The organism is Streptomyces sp. NPDC051963 (genome assembly GCF_044593495.1).
Classification (GTDB): domain Bacteria; phylum Actinomycetota; class Actinomycetes; order Streptomycetales; family Streptomycetaceae; genus Streptomyces.
Genome location: NZ_JBIUCC010000003.1, coordinates 325,794 through 350,923, shown reverse-complemented (window position 1 = coordinate 350,923; position 25,130 = coordinate 325,794). Strand labels below are relative to the sequence as shown.

The window sequence follows — 25,130 nt, the reverse complement described above, 5'->3', positions numbered from 1 at the left end:
TCACTATAGAGGCGGAGCTTCCGCATCACCCGCCGGTTCCCTGATCCTTTCGAACTCCTTTGCGTGCCGAGCCGGTTGGCCGGGAGAGTCGGCCCTGCTTGACGGGGTGTGCCGCGCGGCGGCAGGCTGGCGCACGGTGATCGCCCACGGGCGTCGACGGGAGAGGTCCGATGACAGGTGCGGTGCTCGCCGTCGACCAGGGCACGTCCGGCACCAAGGCCCTGGTGATCTGCCCCGAACGAGGCGTCATCGGCACCGGATTCGCCGCCGTACGGCCCCGCCGGCTGCCCGGCGGGCTCGTCGAGGTCGACCCCGGTGAGCTGTACGCCTCCGTCGTCGAGGCCGGAGGGCGCGCCCTGGCCGAGGCGCGGGAACCGGTCGTCGCGCTGGGCCTCGCCAACCAGGGCGAGACCGTGCTCGCCTGGGACCCGGACACGGGCCGGCCGCTGACCGACGCGCTCGTCTGGCACGATCGCCGAGCCGAGAGCGTGTGCGCCGAACTCGCCGACCACGACGAGGAGTTGCGGGAGCTGACCGGGCTGCCGCTCGACCCGTACTTCGCCGCGCCCAAGATGGCCTGGATACGACGCCACCTGACCGCCGAGGGGGTCGTCACCACCTCCGACGCCTGGCTGGTGCACCGACTCACCGGCGCGTACGTCACCGACGCGGCGACCGCCGGCCGCACCCAGCTGCTCGACCTCGACCGTGCGGCCTGGTCCCCGCGCGCCCTGGACCTCTACGGACTGTCGGGCGAACGGCTCCCCGAGGTCGTCGACGTCGCCGGACCGGTGGGCACGACCACCGCCTTCGGCGACGACATCCCGCTCACCGGCCTCGTCGTCGACCAGCAGGCCGCTCTGCTGGCCCAGCGCATCACCGAGCCCGGCGGCGCCAAGTGCACCTACGGAACAGGCGCGTTCCTGCTCGCCCACACCGGCGACACACCCCGGCGCGGCACCTCCGGACTGGTCAGCTGTGTCGCCTGGCGACTCGGCGGACACACCAGCTACTGCCTCGACGGCCAGGTCTACACGGCCGCGTCCGCCGTACGGTGGCTCACCGACCTCGGCGTCATCACGGGCGCCGCGGACCTCGACCCCGTCGGCGGCTCGGTGTCCGACAGCGGCGGCGTCACCTTCGTCCCGGCGCTGGCCGGACTGGCCGCCCCCTGGTGGCGCGGCGACCTGCGCGGCTCACTCACCGGACTCGGCCTCGACACCACCGCCGGGCACCTGGTGCGGGCGCTGTGCGAGGGCATCGCCGCGCAGGTCACGGAACTCGCCGAAGCCGCCGCCCTCGACCTGGGCCAGTCGCTCTCGGCGCTGCGCGTCGACGGCGGCCTGACCCGCTCAGCCCTCCTCATGCAGACCCAGGCCGACCTGCTGCAACGCCCCGTCGAGGTGTCCGCACTGCCCGACACGACCGCGCTCGGCGTCGGCGCGCTGGCCCGGATCGGCGCCGAGCCGGGACTGACCGTCGCCGAAGCCCTCCCCGACGGGAAGCCGGCGGTCGTGTACGAGCCGCGGATCGGCGCGGACGAGGCGGCCGTACGTCTTGCCGGGTTCCGGAGGGAAGTTGCCGCACTGGTCGAGAGGGGGCCTGGATGACCGGGCCGCTGCCTTCGGTGATGTACGACGGCGTGATCGTCGGCGCGCTGGCCCGGATCGGCGCCGAGCCGGGACTGACCGTCACCGAAGCCCTCCCCGACGGGAAACCGGCGGTCGTGTACGAGCCGCGGATCAGCGCGGACGAGGCGGCCGTACGTCTTGCCGGGTTCCGGAGGGAAGTCGCCGGACTGGTCGAGAGGGGGCCCGCATGACCGGGTCGCTGCCTTCCATGACGTACGACGTCGTGATCGTCGGTGCCGGTGTCGTCGGCTGTGCGATCGCCCGCGAACTCGCCTGCCACCCCGGCCTCCGCGTCGCCCTCGTCGAGGAGCGGGACGACGTCGGCGATGCCACCTCGAAGGCCAACACGGCGATCCTGCACACCGGGTTCGACGCGGTGCCCGGCTCGCTGGAAGCGCGGCTCGTGCGGGAGGGATCCAGGCAACTCGCCGCGTACGCCGCCGAGTCCGGCATCCCCGTCGAGACGGTCGGCGCGCTGCTCGTCGCCTGGGACCAGGAACAGCTCGCCGCGCTGCCCCGGCTCGTGGAGAAGGCCGAGCGCAACGACTACCACGACACCCGCATCCTCGGCCCGGCAGAACTCCACGAGCGCGAGCCGCACCTCGGCCCCGGAGCACTCGGCGCGCTGCACGTGCCCGGCGAGAGCATCATCTGCCCCTGGACGACGACGCTCGCCTACGCCACCCAGGCCGTCCGGCACGGAGTCGACCTGCACCTCGACTGCCGTGTGGAGGAGGTGAGCCGGCAGGACGACATCCATGTCCTCGGCACCGGCCGGGGCACACTGCGGGCCCGTTGGCTGGTCAACGCGGCCGGACTGCACGCCGACACACTCGACCGGCGGCTCGGCCACGACGACTTCACCGTCACCCCGCGCCGCGGCCAGCTCATCGTCTTCGACAAGTTCGCCCGCGCCCTGGTGCGCCACATCCTGCTGCCCGTCCCCACCGCACTGGGCAAGGGCGTGCTGGTCGCCCCCACCGTGTACGGCAATGTGCTGCTCGGCCCCACCGCAGAGGACCTGGACGACAAACAGGCCACGCACTCCACCGCGGACGGGCTCACGCTCCTGCGCGACAAGGGCCGCCGCATCCTGCCCGAGTTGCTCGACGAGGATGTCACCGCCGTCTACGCCGGACTGCGCGCCGCCACCGAGCACGACGACTACCGCATCACCGCCCACCCCGGGCAGGCCAGTGTCACCGTCGGCTCCATCCGCTCCACCGGCCTCACCGCCTCGCTCGCCATCGCCGCCCATGTCACCGCACTGCTCACCGACCTCGGCCTCGACCCGGGCCCGGCACGGGAGTTGGAGCCGGTGCGCATGCCCAACCTCGGCGAGGCGTTCCCACGCCCGCACCAGCGGCCCGAACTCATCGCCGCCGACCCGGAGTACGGCACCCTCGTCTGCCACTGCGAGCGCGTCTCCCGCGGAGAGATCCGCGACGCCCTCGCCGCCACGATCCCGCCACGCACCGTGGAGGGACTGCGCCGCCGGACCCGGGCGAGGGCGGGCCGCTGCCAGGGCTTCTACTGCGGTCCGGCCGTGCGTGCGCTGTTCGAGGGAGCCGGGACGTGACGCCCGAGCGCCGGGTCGACGTCCTGGTCGTCGGCGCGGGGCCCGCCGGACTTGCGGCAGCCGCCCGTCTCGCCCTCGGCGGCGCGGGCCGCGTCGAGGTGCTGGAGCGCGAGCAGCAGGCGGGAGGTGTGCCCCGGCACTGCGCGCACGGCGGCTTCGGCACCTGGCTGCACCCGTTGACCGGACCGGCGTACGCCCGTCTGCTCGCCGACGCGGCGACAGCGTCCGGAGCCGTCGTACGGACCGGGGTGACCGCCCTCGACTGGGCCGGCCCGCGCACGCTCACCGCGGTCGGCCCAGGGGGCCCGGAGACCATCACGGCAGGGGCGGTCGTCCTGGCCACCGGCGCCCGCGAACGTCCGCGCAGCGCACGCCTGGTCCCCGGCACGCGCCCCGCCGGCGTCCACACCACGGGCGAACTCCAGCAGGCCGTCCACCTGTTCCGGCAGCGGATCGGCAGCCGGGCCGTAGTGATCGGCGCCGAGGACGTCTCGTACGCCGCAGCCGACACCGTACGAGCCGCGGGAGCCGACGTCGTCGCCATGGTCACGGAGCTGCCGCGCGCCCAGACGGCACCCGCCCGGGCCCTGGACGCCCGGCTCCGGCGCGGCATCCCGCTGCTCACCGACACCACGGTCACCGAAGTCCTCGGCCAGGGACGGCTGTCGGGTGTCCGCGTCCGCCACCGCGACGGGCGTACGGCCGTGCTGTCGTGCGACACGGTCGTGTTCACCGGCGACTTCGTGCCCGACCACGAACTCGCGCGGCGAGGTGGGGTGCCGCTCGATCCCGGCACGCGCGGGCCGGCCGTCGACGGGGCGCTGCGCACGGCACATCCGGGCGTGTTCGCCGTCGGCAGTGTCCTGCACGCCGTGGAGAGCGCGGGTACGGCGGCCCGCGAGGGTGCGCATGTGGCCGTTGCCGTCCGGGCGTGGCTTGCGGGGGAGGTGTGGTCCGAAGGCGTCCCGCTGGTGGTCGACCCGCCCCTGCGCTGGATCGCACCGAACCGCGTCACGCCGACCGACCAACTCCCGTACGTACTGCGCGCGCAGGTTCCGCTCACCCACCCCGTCCTGCACGTCTTTCAGGACGGCAGGCTCCTGCACCGCGCGCGCCAGGGCATGGTCCTGCCGAACCGCCCGCTGCCGCTGACGGCACGCTGGACGCATCGCATCGATCCGAAGGGCGGGCCGGTGCGCGTCAGAGTTCTGTGAACGAGCCGTGCCGTCCGGCGCCGGAAGCGAACCGCGCGGCTCCTTCCAGACTCTCCGCCAGCACACCCATGCCGTGGCGGAGTTCGCCGCGCAGCGCCGCCGGTTCGTCCAGCCCCTCCTGCTCCAGCACGGAGGCGCGGTCGGCGCGCAGACAGGCCTGTGGGAACCCGGCGACGGCGGCGGCCAGTTCCTCGGCGGCGGCGCGGGCGGTGCCGGTGGGCACGACGCGGTTGGCGAGCCCCATGTCGTACGCCTCCCGGGCCGGCACCGGCCGTCCCGTGAGGATCATGTCCAGGGCGCGGCTCGTGCCGATCAGCCGGGGCAGCCGTACCGTGCCGCCGTCGATGAGAGGCACGCCCCAGCGACGGCAGAACACCCCGAAGACGGCGTCCTCCTCGGCCACCCGCAGGTCGCACCAGAGGGCCAGCTCCAGTCCGCCGGCGACGGCGTGGCCCGCCACGGCCGCGATCACCGGCTTGGACAGCCGCAGCCGGGTCGGCCCCATCGGGCCGTCGCCGTCCTCCGTGACCGCGTTGCCGCGCTCGGTGCCGAGCGCCTTCAGATCGGCGCCCGCGCAGAACGTGCCGGCCTCACCCCACAGCACCGCCACCCGGGCCGTGTCGTCGGCGTCGAACTCACGGAAGGCGGCGGCGAGGTCGCGGGCGGTCGGGCCGTCGACCGCGTTGCGGGCCTCGGGGCGGGAGAGGACGACGGTGGTGACGTATCCCTGACGTTCGATCCGGACAGACCTGAACATACGCAGCCCACCTCGTAGTCGGTCGAGGGGAGCCAGAGTACGTCTTGGGCGCCTCAGATGACCTTCATCCGAACCAGCGCGCCCAGCGTCAACGCGCCCGGCAGGATCGGCACCCAGACGGTGATGATCCGGTAGGCGAGCACCACGGCGGTGGCCACGGCGACGGGTCCGCCCGCGGCGACCAGGGCGACGATCAGCGCCGCCTCGACGGAACCGATGCCGCCGGGCGTCGGGATCAGCGCGACCGCGACGGTCGCCGCGAGATACGCCACCACCATGTGCACGGGCGGCACCGGCAGCCCCAACGCCAGCCCCACCGCGACCAGTCCGGCCGCCTGGAGGGCCGGGAAGGCGAACGAACCGCCCCACAGGGCGAGCGCCCGCCAGGGCCGGGTGTGCACGGCGCGGGCCTCGCCCAGTGCGGTCCGCAGGAAGGTGAGGACGACGGTACGGAGCTTCCGTACGAGAAGCAGCACCAGTACCGCGACGGCGGCCACCACGCCGATGCCGATCAGCAGCGGGCCCATCGCGCCCTCCGGGAGGAGCGAGCCGAGCCGTAGCGCGTGCGGGAAGGCCAGCAGCAGCGCGACCAGCAAACCCACCCGGGCGATCGACTCCGCCAGGAGATAGAGGGCGACCGCGGCCGACGAGCGGGCCAGCGGAACCCCGCACACCGCCATGAACCGCAGATTGACCGCGCTGGCACCGAGGCCGGTCGGAAGCAGGTGGTTGGCGGCGCCCGCCGCGAACTGCGTGGCGAGCAGCCGCCGTACGGGCAGCCGCTCGACGAGCGCGCCCTGCCGGGCGGCGGACGCGGCGACCCAGGTGCCGCAGGTGGCCGCGGCGGCGGCCAGCAGCCACGGCCATTCGGCGTGGCGCAGGTGTCCGAAGCCCTCCACGAGCACGGACCAGTGGCGCACGGCGACCCACAGCACGAGCGCGAGCGGGACCAGCATGAGTATCTGCCGGTACGGGAGGCGCTTGAGGCCTCGGGGAAGACGCACGACCATCACATCGTGAGAGGTTTTCCGCGCCAGATCAACGGCAGGTTGCGGGAGGGGGGACGGAGGCTGTCACGCCGGGCACGGCCTCGCGTCCGTCGTGTGCCCGGACGGTGCCGATTATGCGTTGACCTCAAGGACGGTTGAGGCTCTACGGTCCCTCTCATGAGCATGGAGACCACAGCCTGGACACAGCTTCAGAGTGTCATGAGCGCCCAGCAGGAGCGCCGTCCTTTCGCCCGCGCGACGTTGCGCCGCATAGGCGCCTTCGCCCGTCCGCACCGTGCACGCATCGCGCGTTTCGTGGCGCTCGGGGTGGCGACGGCCCTCCTCGCGGTCGCCACCCCCGTCCTGGCCGGCCGCGTCGTCGACGCGATCGTGACGGGCGGCGAGGAGGGGACCGTCGTACGTCTCGCCCTGCTGATCGCCCTCATCGCGGTCGTCGAGGCGGCACTCGGCATCCTCGGCAGGCGGCTGTCGGCGACGCTCGGGGAGGGGCTCATCCTCGATCTGCGGACGGCCGTGTTCGACCATGTGCAGCGCATGCCGGTCGCGTTCTTCACCCGCACGCGCACGGGGGCGCTCGTCAGCCGTCTCAACAACGACGTGATCGGCGCGCAGCGGGCGTTCAGCAACACCCTGTCCGGCGTGGTCAGCAACCTCGTCACCCTGGTGCTCACGCTGGCCGTCATGCTCACCCTGTCCTGGCAGATCACTCTGCTGGCGCTGGCCCTGCTCCCCGTGTTCGTGATCCCCGCGCGCCGGATGGGCAGCCGCATGGCCCGGATGCAACGCGAGGCGGCCACGCTCAACGCGGCGATGGGCACCCGGATGACCGAGCGGTTCTCGGCGCCCGGCGCCACCCTGATTAAGCTGTTCGGCCGCCCGGCGGAGGAGTCCGAGGAGTTCGCCGCCCGCGCCCGCCGCGTCCGGGACATCGGCGTACGGACGGCCACCGCGCAGTCGGCCTTCATCACCGCCCTGACCCTGGTGTCGGCCCTCGCACTGGCCCTGGTCTACGGCCTCGGCGGCTGGTTCGCCCTGCGCGGCACTCTGGAGCCGGGCGCAGTCGTCGCACTCGCGCTGCTGCTGACCCGCCTGTACGCACCGCTCACCGCACTGGCCGGAGCCCGCGTAGAGGTGATGAGCGCCCTCGTCAGCTTCGAGCGGGTCTTCGAAGTACTCGATCTGAAGCCGCTGATCGCGCAGAAGCCGGACGCACGACAGGTCCCCGACGGCCCGGTCTCCGTCGACTTCGACGACGTCCGCTTCGCCTACCCCGCCGCCGACAGGGTCTCCCTGGCCTCCCTGGAGGAGGTCGCCTCCCTCGACACCCGCGGCGGCGACCAGGTCCTGCACGGCATCTCCTTCCGCGCCGAAGCCGGCCGGACTGTCGCCCTCGTCGGCTCGTCCGGCGCCGGAAAGTCCACCATCGCCCAACTGCTGCCGCGCCTCTACGACGTCGACGAGGGCGCCGTACGCATCGGCGGCGTCGACGTCCGCGACCTGACCGCCGACTCCCTGCGGGCCACCCTCGGCATGGTCACGCAGGACGGCCATCTCTTCCACGACAGCGTGCGCGCCAACCTGCTCCTCGCCGCCCCCACGGCCACCGAGGACGACCTGTGGGACGCACTGCACCGCGCCCGTCTGGCGGATCTCGTACGGTCCCTGCCCGACGGTCTCGACACGGTCGTCGGCGAGCGCGGCTACCGTCTCTCCGGAGGCGAACGCCAGCGCATGACCATCGCCCGGCTCCTCCTCGCCCGCCAGCGCGTCGTCATCCTCGACGAGGCCACCGCCCACCTGGACAACACCTCCGAAGCGGCCGTCCAGGAGGCGTTGACGGAGGCCCTGGAGGGCAGAACCGCGATCGTCATCGCCCACCGCCTGTCCACGGTGCGGGCGGCGGACCTGATCCTCGTCGTCGAGGCGGGGCGCATCGTGGAACGCGGCACGCACGAGGACCTGCTGGCGGCGGGCGGACGGTACGCGGAGCTGTACCGGACGCAGTTCGAGTCCGGCGACGTGACGGAGGCCGCGGCGGCCTAGGGCCTGTGTCGAAGGTGGCGCCTGCCGGCCGACGCCTGGCACGCACTCTCGCCGCACCGGGCGCAACCCCAAGTACGTCCAGACGGCTGTTCCCGGAGGCGGTCGGCTCCGGGAACAGCTCGGGCGGCCTGGGCGGTTGCGGCCCCGGCCGGGTGGTCACATGTGGACCACGGGTGCCGCACCGGGATCCTGGGTGGGCACACCGCGCCGGTAGAGGATCACGCTGATGACCAGACCGGCGGCGAAGAAGGCGGCCGACCACCAGTAGGCGGTGGAGTAGCCCTCCAGGCCGGCCTGGCCGAGGACGGCCGGGTCCTTGGGGTCCTTGCCGGCCAGGTAGTCGGCGACGGCGCTGGTGGAGAGGGTGTTGAGCAGGGCCGTGCCGAGGGAGCCGCCGACCTGCTGCATGGTGTTGACGGCGGCGGAGGCGACACCTGCGTCCTCGGCGCTCACGCCTTCCGTGGCCAGGCTCATGGCCGGGGCCATGACCAGGCCGAGGCCGAGTCCCGCCACGACCAGCGCAGGCAGGATGTCGGAGGCGTAGCCGCTGCTGAGGTCGAGGCCGGTGAGCCAGGCCATGCCGGCCGCGGAGAGGCCCATGCCCAGCGGCACGACCGCCTTGGGACCGATGCGGGGGATGAGCACGGTGGAGGCGAGGGCCGAGGTGAACATCAGCGCGCCGACCATCGGCAGGAACGCCAGCCCGGTCCTGATCGGGGAGTAGCCCAGGCTCTGCTGGAGGTAGTAGGTGAGGAAGAGGAAGACACCGAACATGCCGGCGCCGATGATCAGAACGGAGACGAACGAGGCGCCGCGGTTGCGGTCGAGCAGGACGCGCAGCGGCAGCAGGGGGTGCGCGGTGCGGGTCTGCCACCAGGTGAACGCGGCCAGCAGGATGCCGCCGCCGAGCAGGAAGCCCCAGGTGGCCGGGGAACTCCAGGCGTGGCTCTCGGCGTTGGCGAAGCCGTAGACCAGGCAGAACAGACCGCCGGAGACGAGGACGGCACCGGGGACGTCGATGGTCGCGCTCTTGTCGCGGGTGGCGCGCTGGAGCAGCAGGACACCGCCGACGAAGGCGACGGCGGCGAAGGCCAGGTTGACGTAGAGGGTCCAGCGCCAGTCGAGGTGCTCGGTCAGCACACCGCCGAGCAGCAGGCCGATGGCACCGCCGGCTCCGGCGATGGCGCCGTAGACGCCGAAGGCCTTGGCGCGTTCCCTGGCGTCGGTGAAGGTCGTGGTCAGCAGGGACAGCGCGGCCGGGGCGAGCAGTGCCCCGAACAGGCCCTGGGCGGCACGGGCGACGATGAGCACCTCGAAGCTGCCGGCGGCGCCTCCCAGGGCGGAGGCCACGGCGAAGCCGATCAGCCCGGCCAGGAATGTGATCTTGCGGCCGAACAGGTCGGCTATGCGACCGCCGAGCAGCAGCAGACTGCCGAAGGCGAGCGCGTAGGCGGTGACGACCCACTGCCGGTCTCCGTCGGAGAACCCGAGGTCCTGCTGGGCCGAGGGAAGGGCGATGTTCACGATCGTGCTGTCCAGCACCACCATGAGCTGGGCCAGGCCGATGACACCGAGGATCCACCAGCGGCGGCGGGGCGGTGCGTCGACGGCCGGGAGGGGCGCGACGGCCGCGTCGGCAGGTGCGTCGGCGGGGGTTCGAGGCATGACGAACTCCAGAAGAAACGGGACGAGGGAGGGGTCGTTCGGTGGTGCGGGGTGGCAGCCCGGCCGCGACGTGACGCCGGAGCGCACAACGTCTGACACCTGTCAGATTAGCTTTGATCTGACAGGTGTCAAGTAAGCTGTGTCCGGGTCCCCGGGACGGTCGCGGGCAGTCCGCGCCGCAGGGAAGGGAGAGCCGCGATGGAGGCAGTGGTGGGAGTGCGAGGCGATTCCGTACGACGGCCTGGGCGCCCTGGTGCGGACACGGTCGCGGTGCCCGAGGAGGAGAACATCCTGCTGCGCGGGCTGGAGGCCTTCGCGGAGCTGGGCTACGACCATGCCTCCGCGCGCGAGCTGGCCCGCCGCCTGGGCGTCAGCCACAACTTCATCAACGACCGGTACGGGTCCAAGGCGGCCTTCTGGCGTGCGGTGGTGGACCACGCGCTGGGGGCGCACATGGCGGGTCTGCCGGAGGTGGACCCCTCACTCGACGATGCCGAGCGGTTGCGGCAGTTCATCACCGGCTTCTACCGGGGCGCGGCGGACGAGCCGCGGATGGGGCGGATCTTCGTCAACGAATTCACCCTGGAAAGCGAGCGGTTGGACTACCTGTACGACAACTACATCGCTCCGACCCTGAAGACCATGGGGGCCATCATCGACCGGCTCGTGGCCTCCGGGCGCATGGCGTCCGTCCCGATGGACGTTCTGTTCTTCGCCATCATCCCGCCCATCTCGGGGATGGTGGAGGTGCCTCTGGCGCGACGCCTGGGGCGGCCCGAGGCGTCCTCGCCGGAACAGCTCACGGCCACGGCCGAAGCACTGGCGACGCTCGTGGTCAACGGACTGCTCGGCACAGGTTCACACCGCCCTCACCGCACTTCTCTGCTCAAGCGGGCTGCGGGGTAAGGCGCTTGTGGCCCTTGCGGTCGTAGTACGAGGTCATCGCGAAGCCGAAGAGCAGGGCGATGACCGCGCCGATAGCGATCATGATCCAGGAGCGGGTGAGGCCGGCGTCGCCGCGTGCCTCGAAGTACAGGATCGCGCGGACGCCGTCGCTGAGCTGGCGCATGGGCTCGAAGTGGGACAGGAAGCGGTAGAAGTCCGGGACCGCCTGAAGGGGGACGGTGGCGCCGGAGGACGGAAGTCCCAGGACGATGAACACGAACATGGACACCAGCTGGCCGATGCCGCCGAACGCGGCGTTGATGGCCTGGACGCCGATGCCGACGGCGAGGGACGCGCAGTAGGAGTAGATCCACAGCAGCGGGATGTGGGTCGCGTCCATGCCCAGAACGGTCACGGTGGCGAGCAGCACGAGGGAGACGCTGAGGACCGTGATGCCCGCCGTCATGACCATCTTCAGCAGCAGGGTGTGGGTGCGGTCGATCGGCACCGTGGGGCGGCGGGTGTGCCAGGGGCCGATCTCGTTGTCGGCGTAGCCCAGCGCGGTGTCGACGCCGTTGCTGATGACGTTGGCACCCAGGAAACCGGCCAGGACGAGCAGCAGGGTGTAGTAGAAGGCACTCAGCCCGAGACCGCTGTGGTCGCCGAGGGGGTGACCGACCTCGGTGACGACGGCGACCGGGTCTGCGAGCAGCAGCTTCTGCGTGGAGTCCGCGCCCTTGGCGGCCGCCGTCAGCTGCTTGCCGATGCTCAGGGAGGCCTGTCCGGCCGCCGTAGTGGTGATCTTGCTGGCGAGGGAGGAACCGAGGCTGCCCTTGCCGGGGTTGGTGAGCACCGTCATGGTCGGGCGGGCGGTGGCGCTCGTGGTGGTGAGCGCGGTGACCGAGTCCGTGAACCCCGCGGGGATGACCAGGGCGCCGTAGACCTTGCCGGAGTCCAGTTCGTCCTGGGCCTGCGCCCGGGTGAGCGTGCGCCACTCGGCCGTGTCGTCGGCGGTGTCGGCCGTGATGGCCTCGCTGATCTGTGCGCCCAGGTTCTGCCGCTGGCCGGGCGGCGGCTTGCCCTTGTCGGAGTTGACGAGGGCGATGGGCAGGCGGTGCAGGTCGCCCTGCGGATCGACGACGCCGCCCATGTAGAGCAGGGACAGCAGCAGGGCGAGCAGCCCCGTGAGGATCGTGGGGATCAGCCACAGCTTGGGGCGACGCAGAAGCGCGGCGACGCCGACCTGCGGGCCGGTGTTCGGGGTCGTACCGTCGGCGGTCATGGTTCTCCGTCGTGTCCGGGACCTGGAGGGCGGGAGTCCGCAGGTCCTGCTGTAGCAGATCCGGTGGCCCGTACAGGGACGCAGCACCAGGCGGCTCGGGTCGCCCGTCTCGTACCCCCCGGAGGGAGTAGTGCCAAGGCCCCGTCGTGGGTTCGCTCCTATCGTGGAACAGCTCACTGACGGTCGGCGCCGAGGCAGGCAGGACATGAGGAAACCGCAGATCGACTATGCGGCGGTCTTCCGGGCCCTGCCCGGAATGGTGGCCCTGCTCACCCCTGAGCTGGTGTACGCCGACGCCAATGAGGACTTCCTGCGGCTGGCCGGACGCACCCGCGAGCAACTGCTGGGCCGCTACATCTTCGATGTCTTTCCTGAGAACCCCAACGATCCGGCCGCGGCCGGCATGCGGGAGACCGAGGCGTCGATGCTCCGCGCGGTGACCACCGGCGAGCGCGACACCATGGCGCTGGTCCGCTACGACATCGAGGACGCCGCACGGCCCGGCCATTGGCAGCAGCACTTCTGGAGCCCGGTCAACGCCCCCGTCCTCGGCGCCGACGGGCAGGTGGAGCTCCTCGTGCACCGCGTCGAGGAGGTCACCGAACTCATCCGCGCATTCGGCAGCGGGGGCGGCGACACCCGGGCCAACGTGCTGGAGGCCGAGCTGTACACCCGGGCCCGCGAACTGCAGGAAGTCAACGAGCGGCTGCGCAAGGCGCACGCCCGTGAACGTGAGGTCGTCCTGGCCCTCCAGGCGGCGATGCTGCCGCCACCCGGGCCCACCGGGTCGCACGGGGCGGCCGTGCGCTACCGACCCGCCATCGGCGCCCTGAATGTGTGCGGTGACTGGTACGACCTGGTCGACCTCCCCGGCGAGGCCCTCGCCGTCTCCGTCGGTGACGTCGTCGGCCACGGCCTGGAGGCCGCCTGCGCCATGGGGCAGTTGCGCAGCGCCCTGAGCGCGGCCTGCCGCGTCACAGCGGGCCCGGCACAGGCCCTGGAGGTCCTCGGCCTCTATGCCCGCTCCGTCGAGGGCGCCGCGTCGACCACCGCGGCGACGACGTACGTCAACTGGGGCGACCACTCCATCACCTACAGCTGCGCCGGTCACCCTCCGCCCGCTCTGCTCCACCCCGAGGGCACCGTGACCTTCCTCGACCGGGCCACCGACCCGCCACTCGGTGCCCGGCCCGAACACGCCCCCCGTCTCCAGGCACGCGTGCCCTTCACCGAGGGCGGCACGCTGGTTCTCTACACGGACGGCCTGATCGAGCGCCGTACCGAGGACATCGACGTCGGTCTGGCCCGCCTCGCCGACTCCCTCACCCGCCACCGGCGGGCCGGCCCCGAGGCCCTGGCCGACGCTCTCCTGGCCGATCTCCTCCCGCCCACCGGCAACAGCGATGACACCGCGCTGGTCGTCATCCGCCTGTGAATCGAAAAGGCCGGGGCTGCGCGTGCCGGGTGCCGCGCACGGGGTGACCGGGCTCTCAGTGTGATGGGGAGGGAAGTGCCTACGCTGGTCCGGTAGTCCGCGGCAGGTGCGCGAAGAGTCCGGTCCCTCGCCCACCTCTTTCACGGCCTGATGCGGCATCAGGATAACCAGCCCTTGACCTGCAAAAACGCGGGCAGGGAGCCCGGGCCCAGGAGTGCATCCATGCTGCGCACCATGTTCAAGTCCAAGGTCTAACGCTTGGTCATCTGTGCAGGTGAGAGGCATCGCATTGCCCGCGATCGGCTTGAGTGGCTGGGTAGGGCGCCGGCGGCGGGTCGGCTTCCACGGATCGTGGACGGACAACAACTCCAACAGTGAACGTGTCACCTCAGACACGCGCGGACGCGAACACCTCGCCCAACCGCTCGTTCAGTGCCTACGAACACGACAAGAGCAAGCGCCGGATGGCCTCCGGCCGGCCACGCTCGAACATTGCCCGCCTCCTGGCTCCAGCGCGGCTGACCTGAACCCCGTGGTCGGCACTTCGGATCAGTCACTTCCCGAACCTGCCGACGACAAGGTCCGGCCCACAGGGCGTGGCCGGCAAGGCGAAGTTCGAACGAGGACGATGCTGACAACTGCGACACAGACGCACTGCGGCAGCTTGACCGTCTCACGTAACGACGGGGCCGCTGTTTCGGTGTGTCCGGTCCGGGTTCGAGCTGTGGGTGTCCGGTGCCGCCTCGGCGGGAAGTGGTTCGCGGTGGGCGGCACGCAGCCCGGAAAGGGAAATGTGCAGCAGCCTGTTCCACATGTGCGGGCGGCACTCGTCGGTGACCTGCACGGCGTGTCCCAGGGAGAGCAGCAGGAGCAGTAGGTCGTCGGTGGTCACTCCGGGGCGCAGCGCGCCCGTGGCGCGGGCACGCAGTTCCTCGATGACGAGGCGAAGCTGCTGGATGCCTTCCAGGTCGGGGACCGACCAGGTCAGTGCGAAGTTCTCCATGATCGCACTGTGGCGCGCGTAGCCGGTCAGGGCTTGCTGGTAGAAGTCGGTCAAGGCCCCCCAGGGGTCTTGGGCGTCGATGGCCGCCTGGCGTGCGGAGTCCGCCCATTTGGAGAAGTCCCTGCGCAGGACCGTCTGGATGAGATCTTCCTTCTTGGGGAAGTGCCGGTAGAGGGTGCCCATGCCCACTCCACTGCGGCTGGCGATCTCGCGCACGTCCACCGCGGTGCCCTGTGCGGCCAGGACTTCGGAGGCGGCCTCGATGATCGCTTCCCGGTTGCGGATCGCGTCCACGCGCGGCGCGCGGCGCCTGGTGGTGTCTTCCAGTTCAGTCCCTGCCATAGGGCCGAGCCTACCCCGCTTATCCGGAGCACGTGCTCCTCGCATGCTACTTTGAGGAGCACGTGCTCCGGATAGCGAAAGGGATGCCATGTCCGACCCGTCCACGACCAGCGCGAACGATGCCACGGCGCCTGACGTCGACACCTGGAACGAGCGGATCATCGCCGAGTTCCGGGCGAATGCCGGGTACGTGTCCTGGAGCAGCGAGGAGGAGTGGGCCGCGTCTCGCCCCGTCCCGCCCTGGATGCCCGGTTTCGACGAGCAGGGCATGCCGCTCATCCTGGTGCACAACATCGGGGCCAAGAGCGGGCGCGAGCGGATCAACCCGTTGTTCTTCCAGCCGGTCGACAACGGCTGGGCCGTCTTCGGAACCCACGGCGGCAGTCCGCGTGATCCGGCGTGGTACCGCAATCTCATGGCGAACCCGCGGGTCACCATCGAGGTGGGCACGGAGACCGTGTCGGCCGTAGCCCGGCTCGCGCAGGGAGAAGAGCGCGAACAGATCTGGGCGAAAGAGGTGGTGCTCGTCCCGAAGTTCGCCGAGTTCGAGGCAACTGCAGGGAGGCAGGTCCCCGTTGTCGTGCTGGAGCGCGTAGACGGATAGGGCTCACCCCATTTCCCTGACATTGCCGATCCAATTCACCAAGAAACCTGACGGTCGGCCTCAAGCTGCCGCCGCAGAGCGTCGACGCGCGCTTACTCCAAGGAGTGACCCGGCATGACGATTTCCGTAGAATCCCGTTCCGTCCAAGAGCTGTTGGACAAGTCCGCCATCACTGAGATGGTCTACACCGTCGCGCACGCCATGGATGCCCGCGACTGGGACCTGTTCGCGACCTGCTATGCCCCGGAAGCCGAAGGCGACTACGTCAATGCCAAGGTCACCGGCCGTGAGGCGATCATCGCGGGAACCAAGGCGTTCCTTGGGCCCCTTGACGCCACCCAGCACCTTGTGGGCAACCTCCGCGTCACCGTCGACGGCGACATCGCCACCACCCACGCCACGTTCATCGCCCAGCACGTGCGCGCAGAAGCGACCGGCAGCGGACGGTACATCCTCGGCGGCACGTATATCGATACCCTCCGACGCACGGACGCAGGCTGGAAAATCACCAGGCGTCAAATCCGAGGAATTTGGAGCAACGGCGACTCCTCGGTGCTGACTACACCCGTTTCCTAGCCCGGTCGCCCAACCGGGACGCATTGCTGCGTCCCGCCCGGCTTTCCTACGACCGGGCCCGCGCCGCCCTCGACGCGGCGACCTGCGTCAGCGGCAAGGTAGGCACCGGGCAGGACCTGCACGAACACCGGCACCCCGGACTGACACACCTCGGTGAACAGGGCGCCGGCCTGCGGGAGCTCATGGCCCAGTCGAGGCACAAGAAGTCGGACAACGTGAAGCGGTACGTCACGCCTCCCCGCGGCGATGCGCGAGCTCACCAGCCTGCTCGCCCCCGGATCCGACCGGCGCTGATCAGCGCACCGCATCCCCGTTTGGGGCCGGTGACATGTTCGTTCGTGGGCGCCGGTCCTGACCGCGGGCCCGGGCATGGTGGTCAGGACCTTCGCGAGAGCGTGCCCCAGCAGGGCCCCGACGCGGGTCTTGAGCTCGGTCGGCCGGTGGGCACACGCTCTGCCGGAAATGCCCTAAGCGGGGTGGCCCGTGGTACTCAGTGCCGCCTGCAGCTCGCCCCGGCCCTGGATGCCGAGTTTGCGGTAGGTGCTGGTGAGGTGGGTCTCCACGGTGCGCCGGGCCACGCTGAGGACGTTGGAGATCTCGGTGTTGGTCCGGCCGCCGGCCGCCAGTTCCGCAATGCGGCGCTCACTGAGCGTGAGCGAGGCGGAGCCGGTGAGCGCCACGGTGATACGGCGGGCGCCCACCGCGCGCAGCGCCGTCTCGGCGGCGAGGCGCAGGCGGTCGGCCCCGAGGCGCTCGGCCTGTTCGGCGGCCTCGTGGAGGGACTGCCGCGCCAGGTTCCGCTGTCCTGCGCGGGTGAGCCGGTGCCCCCGGTCGAGCAGCGCGGCGACCAGATCGCCGCGGTCGGGGGACAGCCGGAGCAGCTCCACTGACTCGTCGGCGAAGGCCAGGGCGTGCTTCCCGGAGGCCGTCGAGGCGAGGCCGCGCATGGCACGTCCGAGTGTGCGCGGGGTGTTCCACACCCGGGCCAGCCGTACCTCCTCGTGCGCCAGTGCCACAGCGCGCGGCCGGTCGCCCAGCGACAGCAGGCATTCCGTCGCGGCCGTCCGCCAGGGGGAGAGGGCCGGGTTGACCTCGTCGCGCGCCGTGTGCCGTCGGCCGCACTCCAGGAAGTCGTGGAGCGCGCCTGCAACATCCCCCAGTGCGGACCGCAGCGTTCCCCGGGCGTAGAGGAAGCGGCCGATCTCCGCGGAGTCCAGCGCCGGGTCCGGTGTGAAGCGCTCCGCGAGCTGCCGCGCCTCGGTGAGGCGGCCGGTCTCGACCAGGGCGCGCAGCACCCGCGCCGCGGCGTGGGCCGGCTCCGCGCGGCGGGCCGGGGTCGGCAGCGCCGGGGACGGTTGTGCTGGAGGCTCCGGAGACGGCCGCTCCGTACAGCCGGCGAGGAGCCCGGCGTGGTCGCCGTGGGCGGCAACCAGGTCCGCGCGGATGTCGAGCAGGGTCTGGCGCACCGGGTGCAGCAGGACTGCGGACTGCCCCGCCAGTCCGCGTTCCACGAGCGATTCCGCCTCCTCCAACTCGTCGGCCCATAGGGCGACGGTGGCGGCTGTGCCCAGGAGGAAGGGCTCCTCCAGCGCGTCGACGGGTCCGGCCAGCAGCTCCCGCAGCTGTGCCGTCGCCCCGGCGGCCGAGATCCTGCCGGACCTGGCCTCGGACAGGACCAGTACCGCCCGGCCCGCCCGGCCGACCGCTTCGGGGTCGTCCCCGGCCGTCTCGCGCAGCTGCCGGTACGCCTCCAGGTGTGCGTCCTGGTCCCGTTCGGACAACAGGACCGCGGCGGTCCGCAGGGTGCGGACGATCAGCGGGTCCGCGGCCAGCTCCCGCTCGGTTCTGCGCAGGACGCGCACGGCCTGCTGCACCTCGCCCCGCTGGGCCAGCGCGGCGCCCAGGGCGAGCGCTGTACGTACCTGGTCGCGGGGCTCGGCCGGGAAGTGCTGAGCCTCGGTCAGACGCCGCACGCCCGCGGGCGAATCGGCGCAGAGATGCTCCAGCGAGCCCAGCTCCGTCATCAGCGGCTGCCGCTGCTCGTCGGAGAGCGGCTCGCGCAGGGCCCGGCGCAGATACCGGCGGGCGTCGTCGTGCCGGTCGTCGCGGACGGCGTCGGCCACGGCGTCCCGCAGCACGCGAAGCACCCAGGACTCTCCCACGGCCTCCACGCCCAGCAGCTGCCGGGCGATGGCCTCGGCACGGTCGCCGCGGCGCAGCATCGCCTCGGCTACTGCCCGCCCGGCCATCGCCCTGGCTCTGGCGGGCCAGCCCGCGAGGACGGCGTCGCGCAGCAGGGGATGCGCATAGCGCACATGGCCCGCGTCGTCGGGGCGCAGAAGACCGAGCCGGTGCATCGCGGTGAGCCAGCCTCCCGTGCGGGCAGGGTCGGACCGGGACGCCTCGGCGAGGAGTTCGGCCGGTCCGTCCACGGCGCACTCGGGGCCGGTGCGCTCCAGGACCGCGAGGGTCCGGGCCAGTTCGGCGGTCGTGGTCCCCGCGCTGTCCAGCCACCAGGCGACCGCCGCCGGGAACGCGCCGGGGTAGAGCGCCGCGCAGATCTGCGGCACGGAGCCGAGCGGGGTCTGGCCCAGGTCGTCCAGCAGCGCGCGCAGCAGCAGGGGATTGCCCGCACCGGCCCGGACGCACTCCGCCGTCCACCGCTCCGGAGCCGCTGGGACGGCGGCGCGGACCAGTGCGGCCGAGGCGTCGTCGGAGAGCGGGGCCAGGGTGTGGGCGCGCACCAGGGACGGCGACAACGCGTGGGCCAGTCCGACGAGTTGGGGCGAGAGATCGTACTGACTGCGCTCGGTGACGACCAGCAGGACGGGCATCCCGTCGAGATAGCGGGCCACGTCGACGAGCCAGCGGCGCGAGGCGGCGTCGGCGAGGTGGACGTCGTCCACGCCGATCATCAGCGGGTGTGCCGCGGCCCGCGCGCGCAGTCGGCGCCACAGCCGCGCGGCGCTGTCCCCGTCCCTCGGGTCGTGCCCGGCGTCCCTGTGCCCTTCCGCGTATCCGTCCACGTCCTCGGAGTCGTCCGCGCCGACGTCGGCGTCTTCGAGGAGGGGGCGGATCGCGGCGAACGGGACGGTCATGTCCTCCTGGGAGCAGCGCACATGGCGCACGCGCAGTCCGCGGTGCGCCGCGTGCGCGGCGGCGGCCTCCAGTACCGCGGTCCTGCCGGTGCCGGTGGCGCCGCGCACCAGGACGAGGTGGCCGACGCCGGTGAGGACGCGGTCCGTCTCAGACGCGATTAATGCCTGTACGGCGTCACGTTCGAGAAGTTCTCCGAACATCCCTTCCTCCTGATGCTGTCCTCGTGGCGAGCCGCATACCGTCCCGCGTCCGGGGCCTCGGAGCGCCCGGGCCGTCGGTGGGACAACGGGTACACGGTGCGGACAGTTCAATCGGCAGACCGTTCGGGGTGGCCGCGCCGCTCCTCTCGTGGTGCGTCCCGTGGTGCTCCACGATTGCGCCCGCCGCGAAGGCCGCAGAAGTATGAGCGGCGACCAGCCGTCACGGGCCGGCGCCGTCGCCTCACGTGCGCGTCCGTGCATCGCTGGCCCATCTCTGGCCAGCCCATCTCTGGCCGGGCCGCGAGCGGGAACGGGACCTGTGCGCGAACCGCTCCCGTGAAGAGGGGAACCCAGTGAACTCGACCGCCGAAGGCCGCCATACGTGGTACCGGCTGCTGGGGCCCGTCCAGGTCCAGCGCGACGGCGTCCTACTGGACCTGGGGCCGCGGCAGCGCAGAGTGCTGTTGACCCGGCTGCTCATCGAGGACGGCAGGCCCGTTCCTGTCAGTGAGCTGTGCCGATCGTTGTGGCACGACCACCAGCCGTCCGGCGCACTGTCCTCCGTGCGGGCCCACGTCAGCAGGCTCCGTGCGGTCCTCGACCCGGACCGGCGGGGTCGCCCCAGCGTGCTGGTGGCCGGGCCGGCCGGCTATTCCCTGAAGGTGCCCTCCGAGGCCCGGGACACCACTGCCTTCGAGGACTCCCTGCGCCGGGTGCGGGGCGCCCTGAAACAGGGCCGGCTCCCGGCCGCGCAGCGAGAGGTGGACGCGGCTCTCGGGCTGTGGCGCGGCGAGGCCCTCGGCGACGCGGCCGAGTACGCCTTCGCGATACGTGAGCGGGAGCGGCTGGACGCCCTCCACCAGGACGCCAAGGAGCTGCGGGCCACCATCCTGCTGCGCCAGGGCGATCTGGAGCTCGCCATCGAGGTCGCCGAGGAGCTCGCGCTCAGCGCCCCGCTGCGCGAGGCGTCCTGGGCACTGCTGATGCGCGCGCTCTACGCTGCGGGTCGGTCGGTGGAGGCGCTCGGGCGCTACGACCGGTTCCGGGGGATGCTCGCGAGGGAGCTGGGCCTGGACCCGAGCCCCGTGCTGGGCAGACTGCATTCCGCGATCCTGCGGCACGAGACCGAGTACCTCGACGACCTGGGGCCTCACCCGGCCGTCCCCCTCGCGGCCGAGCGGAGGGCCGCCGCGCCGCTGGTCGGCCGGGTCGAGGAGACCGCGCAGCTGGCCGCGCTGCTCTCGGCGGCCGCTGCGGGGCACACCGGGTGGGCGGTGGTCTCAGGCGAGCCGGGCTCCGGCAAGACCCGGCTGCTGGAGGACGTCGCCGACGAGGCCACAGCGGCGGGCTTCGCCGTCGTCCGCGTCGCGGGCGGCGAGGCGGTCGGACCGCACCGCAAGTCGCCCGGCGGGCGCCCCGCCGCCGAACTCCTGGGCGCCCTGCGGCAGAACGCCCGGGACACAGGAGAGGAGCCGCGCTCCGGCCGGGGGCCGGACCGCTCGGGAGCCGCCGGAGGAGACCCACTGGAGCAGCTCGTCCGGGACCTTACTCGCGCCCCCACCTCCACCCTGTGCGTCCTCGACGACCTCGACTGGGCACCCCCGGACTTCCACGCCCTGCTGCTGCGGCTCGTCGGTGCGCTGCCGGACGCCCGCGTCGCGGTGGTCTGCGCGGTGCGCGAGGCGGACGACCCCTCCGCCAGCGGGCTGCTGTCGGCGCTCGCCCGCCGCGGCACGATCTGGCTGCCGCTGGAGCCGCTCACTGTGGCGGACGTGACCGAGCTCCTCGCGGCGCACGGCGGCGCCACCACGGCGGACGAGGCCGTACGGCTGCACCGGCGCGCGGCGGGCAGCCCGTTCGTCCTGGGCGAGTTGCTCAAGCTCCCGCCGGAGCGGCGCACCGGGCCCGCGGCCCGGGTGCCGACCGCAGTGCGCGGAGCGGTGCACGCCCGCCTGGCCGAACTCTCCGAGCCGGTACGGCAGATGCTCCGCTACGCGGCGGCCGACGGCGAATGGCTCGATATCGGGCTGCTCGCCGAGATCCAGTCCATGCCGCCCGATCTGCTGCTGCCGCAGGTCGACGCGGCGGTCGCGGTCCGGCTGCTGGCCTGGGAGGCGGACTCCGGCGAACGCGCTGAGGGCGGCTACCGGTTCCCCGAGCTGCCGCGCGAGGTGGTGCTGAGCACTCTGACCCCCTCCGCGCGGCAGATGGTGCACGCCGCGCTCGCCCGCAAGCTCCTCACCCGCCGCGGTGCCGATCGGGCCCGCCTGGCCCGCCACCTGCGGGTGGCGGGCCCGATGGCGCCCGCCGCCGAGCCGAGCCCGCTGGGAGTACGGCTGCCCGGGCCCCGGAGGGGGAACGGCTGAGACGGCGCCCCTGGCCGCAGCGCGCCGTCAGCGCGCCGTCAGCCGGGCCTGCTGCGGCAGGTCCTCCGGCAGCAGCAGCCGCAGGTCGTCCAGGCTGGGCGCGGAGATCGCGCCGATCCGGCGGGCCTGTCGGGTCATCATCGCCTCCAGCGTCTGCCGCGCGGTGCGCGCGTTGCCGAACGAGCGGTCGCGCGGCAGCTGTTCCAGGTAGGCGCCGAGCGCCTGCAAGGTCCCGGACGCGCAGTCGTAGCCCGAGCTCGCGGCGTAGCGGCCGGTGATCTCGACCAGCTCGTCGGTCGAGTAGTTCTCGAACGCGACCGAGCGGGCGAAGCGGGAGGCCAGGCCCGGATTGGAGGCCAGGAAGCGGTCCATCTCGTCGGTGTATCCGGCGACGATGACGACGATCTCGTCGCGATGGTCCTCCATGAGCTTCAGCAGCGTCTCCACGGCCTCCTGGCCGAAGTCGGAGCCGGCGCCTTCGGGAGTGAGCGTGTAGGCCTCGTCGATGAACAGCACGCCGCCCAGGGCGCGGTCGAAGACCTCCTTGGTGAGCTGCGCGGTATGGCCCACGTAGCGGCCCACCAGGTCGGCGCGGGCCACCTCCACGAGCTGGCCCGTGGGCAGCACGCCGAGGGAGTGCAGCAGATCGGCGTAGAGCCGCGCGACCGTGGTCTTGCCGGTGCCAGGTGGGCCGGAGAAGACGAGGTGGTTGCTGACCTTCGGCACGGGCAGCCCTGCCGCCTGCCGCTGCCGGGTGGCGGACAGCAGGTTGACCAGGTCGGTGACCTCCTGCTTCACGGCGTGCAGGCCGATCATGGCGTGGAGTTCGGCCAGCAGCTCCTCGGAACCGCGCCCGTCGGCGCCGTCCTTCGCCGCGGCGCCGTCGCCGGCGTCCTCCGGCAGCAGCAGCGACAGATCGGCCTCCGCCGCCGGGTCGGCCAGGGAGCCGAGCCGGAAGGCCTGCCGGTCCACCATCTCCTCGAACACCTGGCGGGCCGCGCGGCCGTTGCCGAACGCGGAGTCGCGCGGCATCCGCTCGTAGCGCTGCGCGAGCGCCTCCAGAGTCTCCGGGGCCAGGTCGTAGTGGTGGGCCCGGCACATGCTCTCGGTGATGGTCACCAGCTCGTCGACGGAGTAGTTGGCGAATTCGACAGTGCGGGTGAAGCGGGACGTCAGGCCGGGGTTGGAGGCCATGAACTGCGCCATCTCGTCGGTGTATCCGGCGACTATGACGACGATCTCGTCGCGGTGGTCCTCCATCAGCTTCAGCAGCGTGTCGATGGCCTCCCGGCCGAAGTCGGCCCCTGACCCCTTGCTGTCGGACAGCAGGGTGTAGGCCTCGTCGATGAACAGCACGCCGCCGATGGCCTCGTTGAACGCCTCGGTGGTTTTGATGGCCGTACCACCGATGACCCGGGCGACCAGATCGGCCCTTGAGGCCTCCACCAGGTGCCCCGAGGGCAGCACGCCGAGCTCCGCCAGGATGCCGCCGTAGAGCCTGGCCACCGTCGTCTTGCCGGTGCCGGGCGGTCCGGAGAAGACCAGGTGCCGGCTCATGGGCGGGACGGGCATGCCGAGGCTGGCGCGGCGCTGCGCGAGCTGGTTGAGGTTGACGAGGGTGTGCACCTGGTGCTTGACGTCGGCCAGACCGATCAGCGACTCCAGTTCCTCCAGCGGCCCCTGGGGGCGCCGCTGCTCCCGCCCGGCACCGGATCCCTCGGCGGCCAGCTCTTCGGCGGCCTCGCCCCACGCGTCCGGGAGGCCGTTGCCGTTGCTGTGGAGCCTTTCGACGCTGAGCCGCTCGGTGACGCGGGACTGTCTGAGCCCGGCGCCGCGGTTGTCGTGGACGGCGCAGTCGGTCAGGGCGACCTCCTCGGAGCTGTCGACGCGGACGCCGTCGCCGGTGCTGCCGCTCATCCGGCAGCCGTCCAGCGCGGCCCTCCCGCCGTCGGCGACCAGCACGCCGTGCGAGGCCGCCCCGGTCACCTGGGTGCGCACCGCGGTCAGCTCGCCGCCGCCGTCCACCAGCAGCCCGGCCGTACGACTGTCGTGGATCTCGCAGTCACGCATCGTTCCGCGACCCCCGGAGCCGAGGCGGACACCGGCCTGCCCGGTTGAGCGCACCACAGTGTCGGCCATCTCGGGCGCTCCGCCGCCCGAGATGTGCACGCCCGTGCCCTCGCAGCGCTCGACCGTGCAGCCATGCAGCCGGCCGCGGCCGTCCTCCAGCACCTCCACTCCGTGGCCCCCCGCGCCGACGACCAGGGCATTGCGCAGCAGCGGGTCGGCGCCGGAGCGGATGGACACGCCGACACCCGCCGCATCCAGCACCTCCAGTCGGTCGAACTCGGCCGAGGAGTCCTCGCACAGAAGGACGGCGCCCGTCCTGTCCGCGCAGGTGCGCACCGTGGTGCCGGTCAGCAGGGGGGCGCTGGATCCGGTCACCCGGATCGCCGCGCTCGCCGCGCCGTCGAAGTCGCAGCCGTCCAGGGTGCCCCGGGACCGCTCCGTGACCGTGAGGCCGTTGCCCTGGGTCCGCTTGGTGCGGCAGCGCCGCAGCTCCGGGTCGGCGCCCTGGGAGAGCACGATGCCGGGCCCGGTGGTGTCGGTGACCGTCACGTCCTCCAGGACCGGGCGGGCGCCGCTGGTCACATACACGCCGACCGAGGTGTCGTGCACGGTGCCGCGTGCCACGCGGGTGGCGCACCGGCCCTCCAGTGCGATGCCCGGCTTCTCGGTGCCGGAGATGTCGCAGTCCTCGACCAGGCCCTGCGCCTCGCCGTTGGCCAGCACCCCGTTGCCCTTGGCGTCCCGGATCCGGCAGCCGCGGACCACGGTGCGGGCCCGCTCGCCCAGGACGACGGCGGAGGTGCCCAGATGCTCGATCAGGCAGTCGGCGACGATGCTCTCGGTGGGCGCGGTGTCCACGACCCCGGCGCCCTCCGGGTTGGAGACCCGGCAGTCCCGCATGGCCAGCGAGCCGTTCTCCCGGGCCAGCACCGCCGTCCAGCCCCCGCCCACGACGGTGCAGCCGTCCATCGCCACCTGGCCGCGCGGCGCGTCCACCACCGGTAGGTCCTCGCTGCCCCCGCGCAGCGTCAGATCGGTGAGCATCACCGCGTCCGCGACCAGCACCAGGGCGGTGCCGCGCTGCGGGCAGATCTCCACGCTGCCGCGTTCGCCGTCCGCGACGATCGTCACCCGGGTCTTGACGGTGAGGTTCTCCCGGTAACGGCCCGGCCGGACGCGGATCACGGCTCCGCTGCGCGCCTGTGCCAGGGCCTCGCCGATCGTCGGGAAGCCGTCCGTCCCGTCTGGATCGACCCTGAGCGACTGCCGTGGCACGGTCGGGACCTCCTGGTAGCGGTACTGGTGGGGGTGCCCCTGACCCGGGGGCGGGCCGCGGCGGCTCCTTTCGGTGGAGCGACGCGCGTTCTTG

The 25,130-nt window shown here is 72.3% G+C and carries 17 protein-coding genes; 10 read left to right on the top strand and 7 right to left on the bottom strand.

Translation table 11 applies throughout. From position 1 onward, the window contains the following. Positions 1–170: 170 nt before the first annotated feature. Genes ACIHFB_RS13860 through ACIHFB_RS13845 form a run of 4 tightly spaced genes read left to right on the top strand, consistent with a single transcriptional unit; the run spans position 171 to position 4,424 of the window. A complete protein-coding gene (locus ACIHFB_RS13860) occupies positions 171–1,610 on the top strand; it encodes an FGGY family carbohydrate kinase (RefSeq protein WP_400126886.1) in 1,440 nt (479 codons plus the stop codon). After that, positions 1,607–1,822 carry a hypothetical protein gene (locus ACIHFB_RS13855; RefSeq protein WP_400126885.1) on the top strand — a complete coding sequence of 72 codons (216 nt, stop codon included), beginning with the start codon at positions 1,607–1,609 and terminating at the stop codon, positions 1,820–1,822. The genes ACIHFB_RS13860 and ACIHFB_RS13855 overlap by 4 nt, the downstream gene beginning before the upstream one ends. Further along, positions 1,819–3,210: an FAD-dependent oxidoreductase gene (locus tag ACIHFB_RS13850; protein ID WP_365280285.1), complete on the top strand. Its 1,392-nt coding sequence runs from the start codon at positions 1,819–1,821 to the stop codon at positions 3,208–3,210. The genes ACIHFB_RS13855 and ACIHFB_RS13850 overlap by 4 nt, the downstream gene beginning before the upstream one ends. Then, on the top strand, positions 3,207–4,424 hold the full coding sequence (locus tag ACIHFB_RS13845; protein ID WP_400126884.1) for an NAD(P)/FAD-dependent oxidoreductase: 1,218 nt from the start codon (positions 3,207–3,209) through the stop codon (positions 4,422–4,424). The genes ACIHFB_RS13850 and ACIHFB_RS13845 overlap by 4 nt, the downstream gene beginning before the upstream one ends. Here ACIHFB_RS13845 and ACIHFB_RS13840 read toward each other — a convergent pair. Next, positions 4,411–5,181, bottom strand: a complete 771-nt coding sequence (locus ACIHFB_RS13840; protein ID WP_365280280.1) for a crotonase/enoyl-CoA hydratase family protein — start codon at positions 5,179–5,181, stop codon at positions 4,411–4,413. The two genes, ACIHFB_RS13845 and ACIHFB_RS13840, sit on opposite strands and share 14 nt — an antisense overlap. 53 nt (positions 5,182–5,234) lie before the next feature. Beyond that, positions 5,235–6,191 carry a lysylphosphatidylglycerol synthase transmembrane domain-containing protein gene (locus ACIHFB_RS13835; RefSeq protein ID WP_365280277.1) on the bottom strand — a complete coding sequence of 319 codons (957 nt, stop codon included), beginning with the start codon at positions 6,189–6,191 and terminating at the stop codon, positions 5,235–5,237. 162 nt (positions 6,192–6,353) lie between these two features. Here ACIHFB_RS13835 and ACIHFB_RS13830 point away from each other — a divergent pair, with 162 nt between their 5' ends. Beyond that, positions 6,354–8,234, top strand: coding sequence for an ABC transporter ATP-binding protein (locus ACIHFB_RS13830; protein ID WP_400127152.1), 1,881 nt, complete (start codon positions 6,354–6,356; stop codon positions 8,232–8,234). Positions 8,235–8,390: 156 nt separating this feature from the next. Here ACIHFB_RS13830 and ACIHFB_RS13825 read toward each other — a convergent pair whose 3' ends face one another. Further along, positions 8,391–9,899: an MFS transporter gene (locus tag ACIHFB_RS13825; protein ID WP_400126883.1), complete on the bottom strand. Its 1,509-nt coding sequence runs from the start codon at positions 9,897–9,899 to the stop codon at positions 8,391–8,393. 198 nt (positions 9,900–10,097) lie between these two features. On the opposite strand from ACIHFB_RS13825, the gene ACIHFB_RS13820 reads away from it, so the two are divergent. Then, the gene (locus tag ACIHFB_RS13820) at positions 10,098–10,805 is read left to right on the top strand and encodes a TetR/AcrR family transcriptional regulator (RefSeq protein WP_400126882.1); all 708 of its coding nucleotides are present in this window, start codon (positions 10,098–10,100) and stop codon (positions 10,803–10,805) included. Here the strand turns inward: ACIHFB_RS13820 and ACIHFB_RS13815 are convergent. After that, positions 10,786–12,066 carry a DUF3533 domain-containing protein gene (locus ACIHFB_RS13815; protein ID WP_365280272.1) on the bottom strand — a complete coding sequence of 427 codons (1,281 nt, stop codon included), beginning with the start codon at positions 12,064–12,066 and terminating at the stop codon, positions 10,786–10,788. The two genes, ACIHFB_RS13820 and ACIHFB_RS13815, sit on opposite strands and share 20 nt — an antisense overlap. Positions 12,067–12,271: 205 nt before the next feature. Between ACIHFB_RS13815 and ACIHFB_RS13810 the strand changes: the two genes are divergently transcribed. Next, positions 12,272–13,501, top strand: a complete 1,230-nt coding sequence (locus ACIHFB_RS13810) for a PP2C family protein-serine/threonine phosphatase (RefSeq protein WP_400126881.1) — start codon at positions 12,272–12,274, stop codon at positions 13,499–13,501. Positions 13,502–14,174: 673 nt separating this feature from the next. Here ACIHFB_RS13810 and ACIHFB_RS13805 read toward each other — a convergent pair. Then, positions 14,175–14,846: a TetR/AcrR family transcriptional regulator gene (locus tag ACIHFB_RS13805; RefSeq protein WP_400126880.1), complete on the bottom strand. Its 672-nt coding sequence runs from the start codon at positions 14,844–14,846 to the stop codon at positions 14,175–14,177. Positions 14,847–14,934: 88 nt separating this feature from the next. Here ACIHFB_RS13805 and ACIHFB_RS13800 point away from each other — a divergent pair, with 88 nt between their 5' ends. Both ACIHFB_RS13800 and ACIHFB_RS13795 read left to right on the top strand, forming a co-directional pair. Next, on the top strand, positions 14,935–15,450 hold the full coding sequence (locus ACIHFB_RS13800; RefSeq protein ID WP_365280264.1) for a nitroreductase family deazaflavin-dependent oxidoreductase: 516 nt from the start codon (positions 14,935–14,937) through the stop codon (positions 15,448–15,450). Between the two features lie 114 nt (positions 15,451–15,564). Then, on the top strand, positions 15,565–16,026 hold the full coding sequence (locus tag ACIHFB_RS13795) for a nuclear transport factor 2 family protein (RefSeq protein ID WP_365280261.1): 462 nt from the start codon (positions 15,565–15,567) through the stop codon (positions 16,024–16,026). Positions 16,027–16,493: 467 nt separating this feature from the next. Here ACIHFB_RS13795 and ACIHFB_RS13790 read toward each other — a convergent pair whose 3' ends face one another. Further along, positions 16,494–19,325 carry an AAA family ATPase gene (locus ACIHFB_RS13790; RefSeq protein ID WP_365280259.1) on the bottom strand — a complete coding sequence of 944 codons (2,832 nt, stop codon included), beginning with the start codon at positions 19,323–19,325 and terminating at the stop codon, positions 16,494–16,496. A 353-nt stretch (positions 19,326–19,678) separates the two neighbouring features. Here ACIHFB_RS13790 and ACIHFB_RS13785 point away from each other — a divergent pair, with 353 nt between their 5' ends. Then, positions 19,679–21,691: a BTAD domain-containing putative transcriptional regulator gene (locus ACIHFB_RS13785; RefSeq protein ID WP_365280257.1), complete on the top strand. Its 2,013-nt coding sequence runs from the start codon at positions 19,679–19,681 to the stop codon at positions 21,689–21,691. Between the two features lie 27 nt (positions 21,692–21,718). Here ACIHFB_RS13785 and ACIHFB_RS13780 read toward each other — a convergent pair whose 3' ends face one another. Continuing rightward, entirely contained in the window at positions 21,719–25,036 is a 3,318-nt protein-coding gene (locus ACIHFB_RS13780) for a right-handed parallel beta-helix repeat-containing protein (protein ID WP_365280254.1), read from the bottom strand. Between the last annotated feature and the right edge of the window lie 94 nt (positions 25,037–25,130).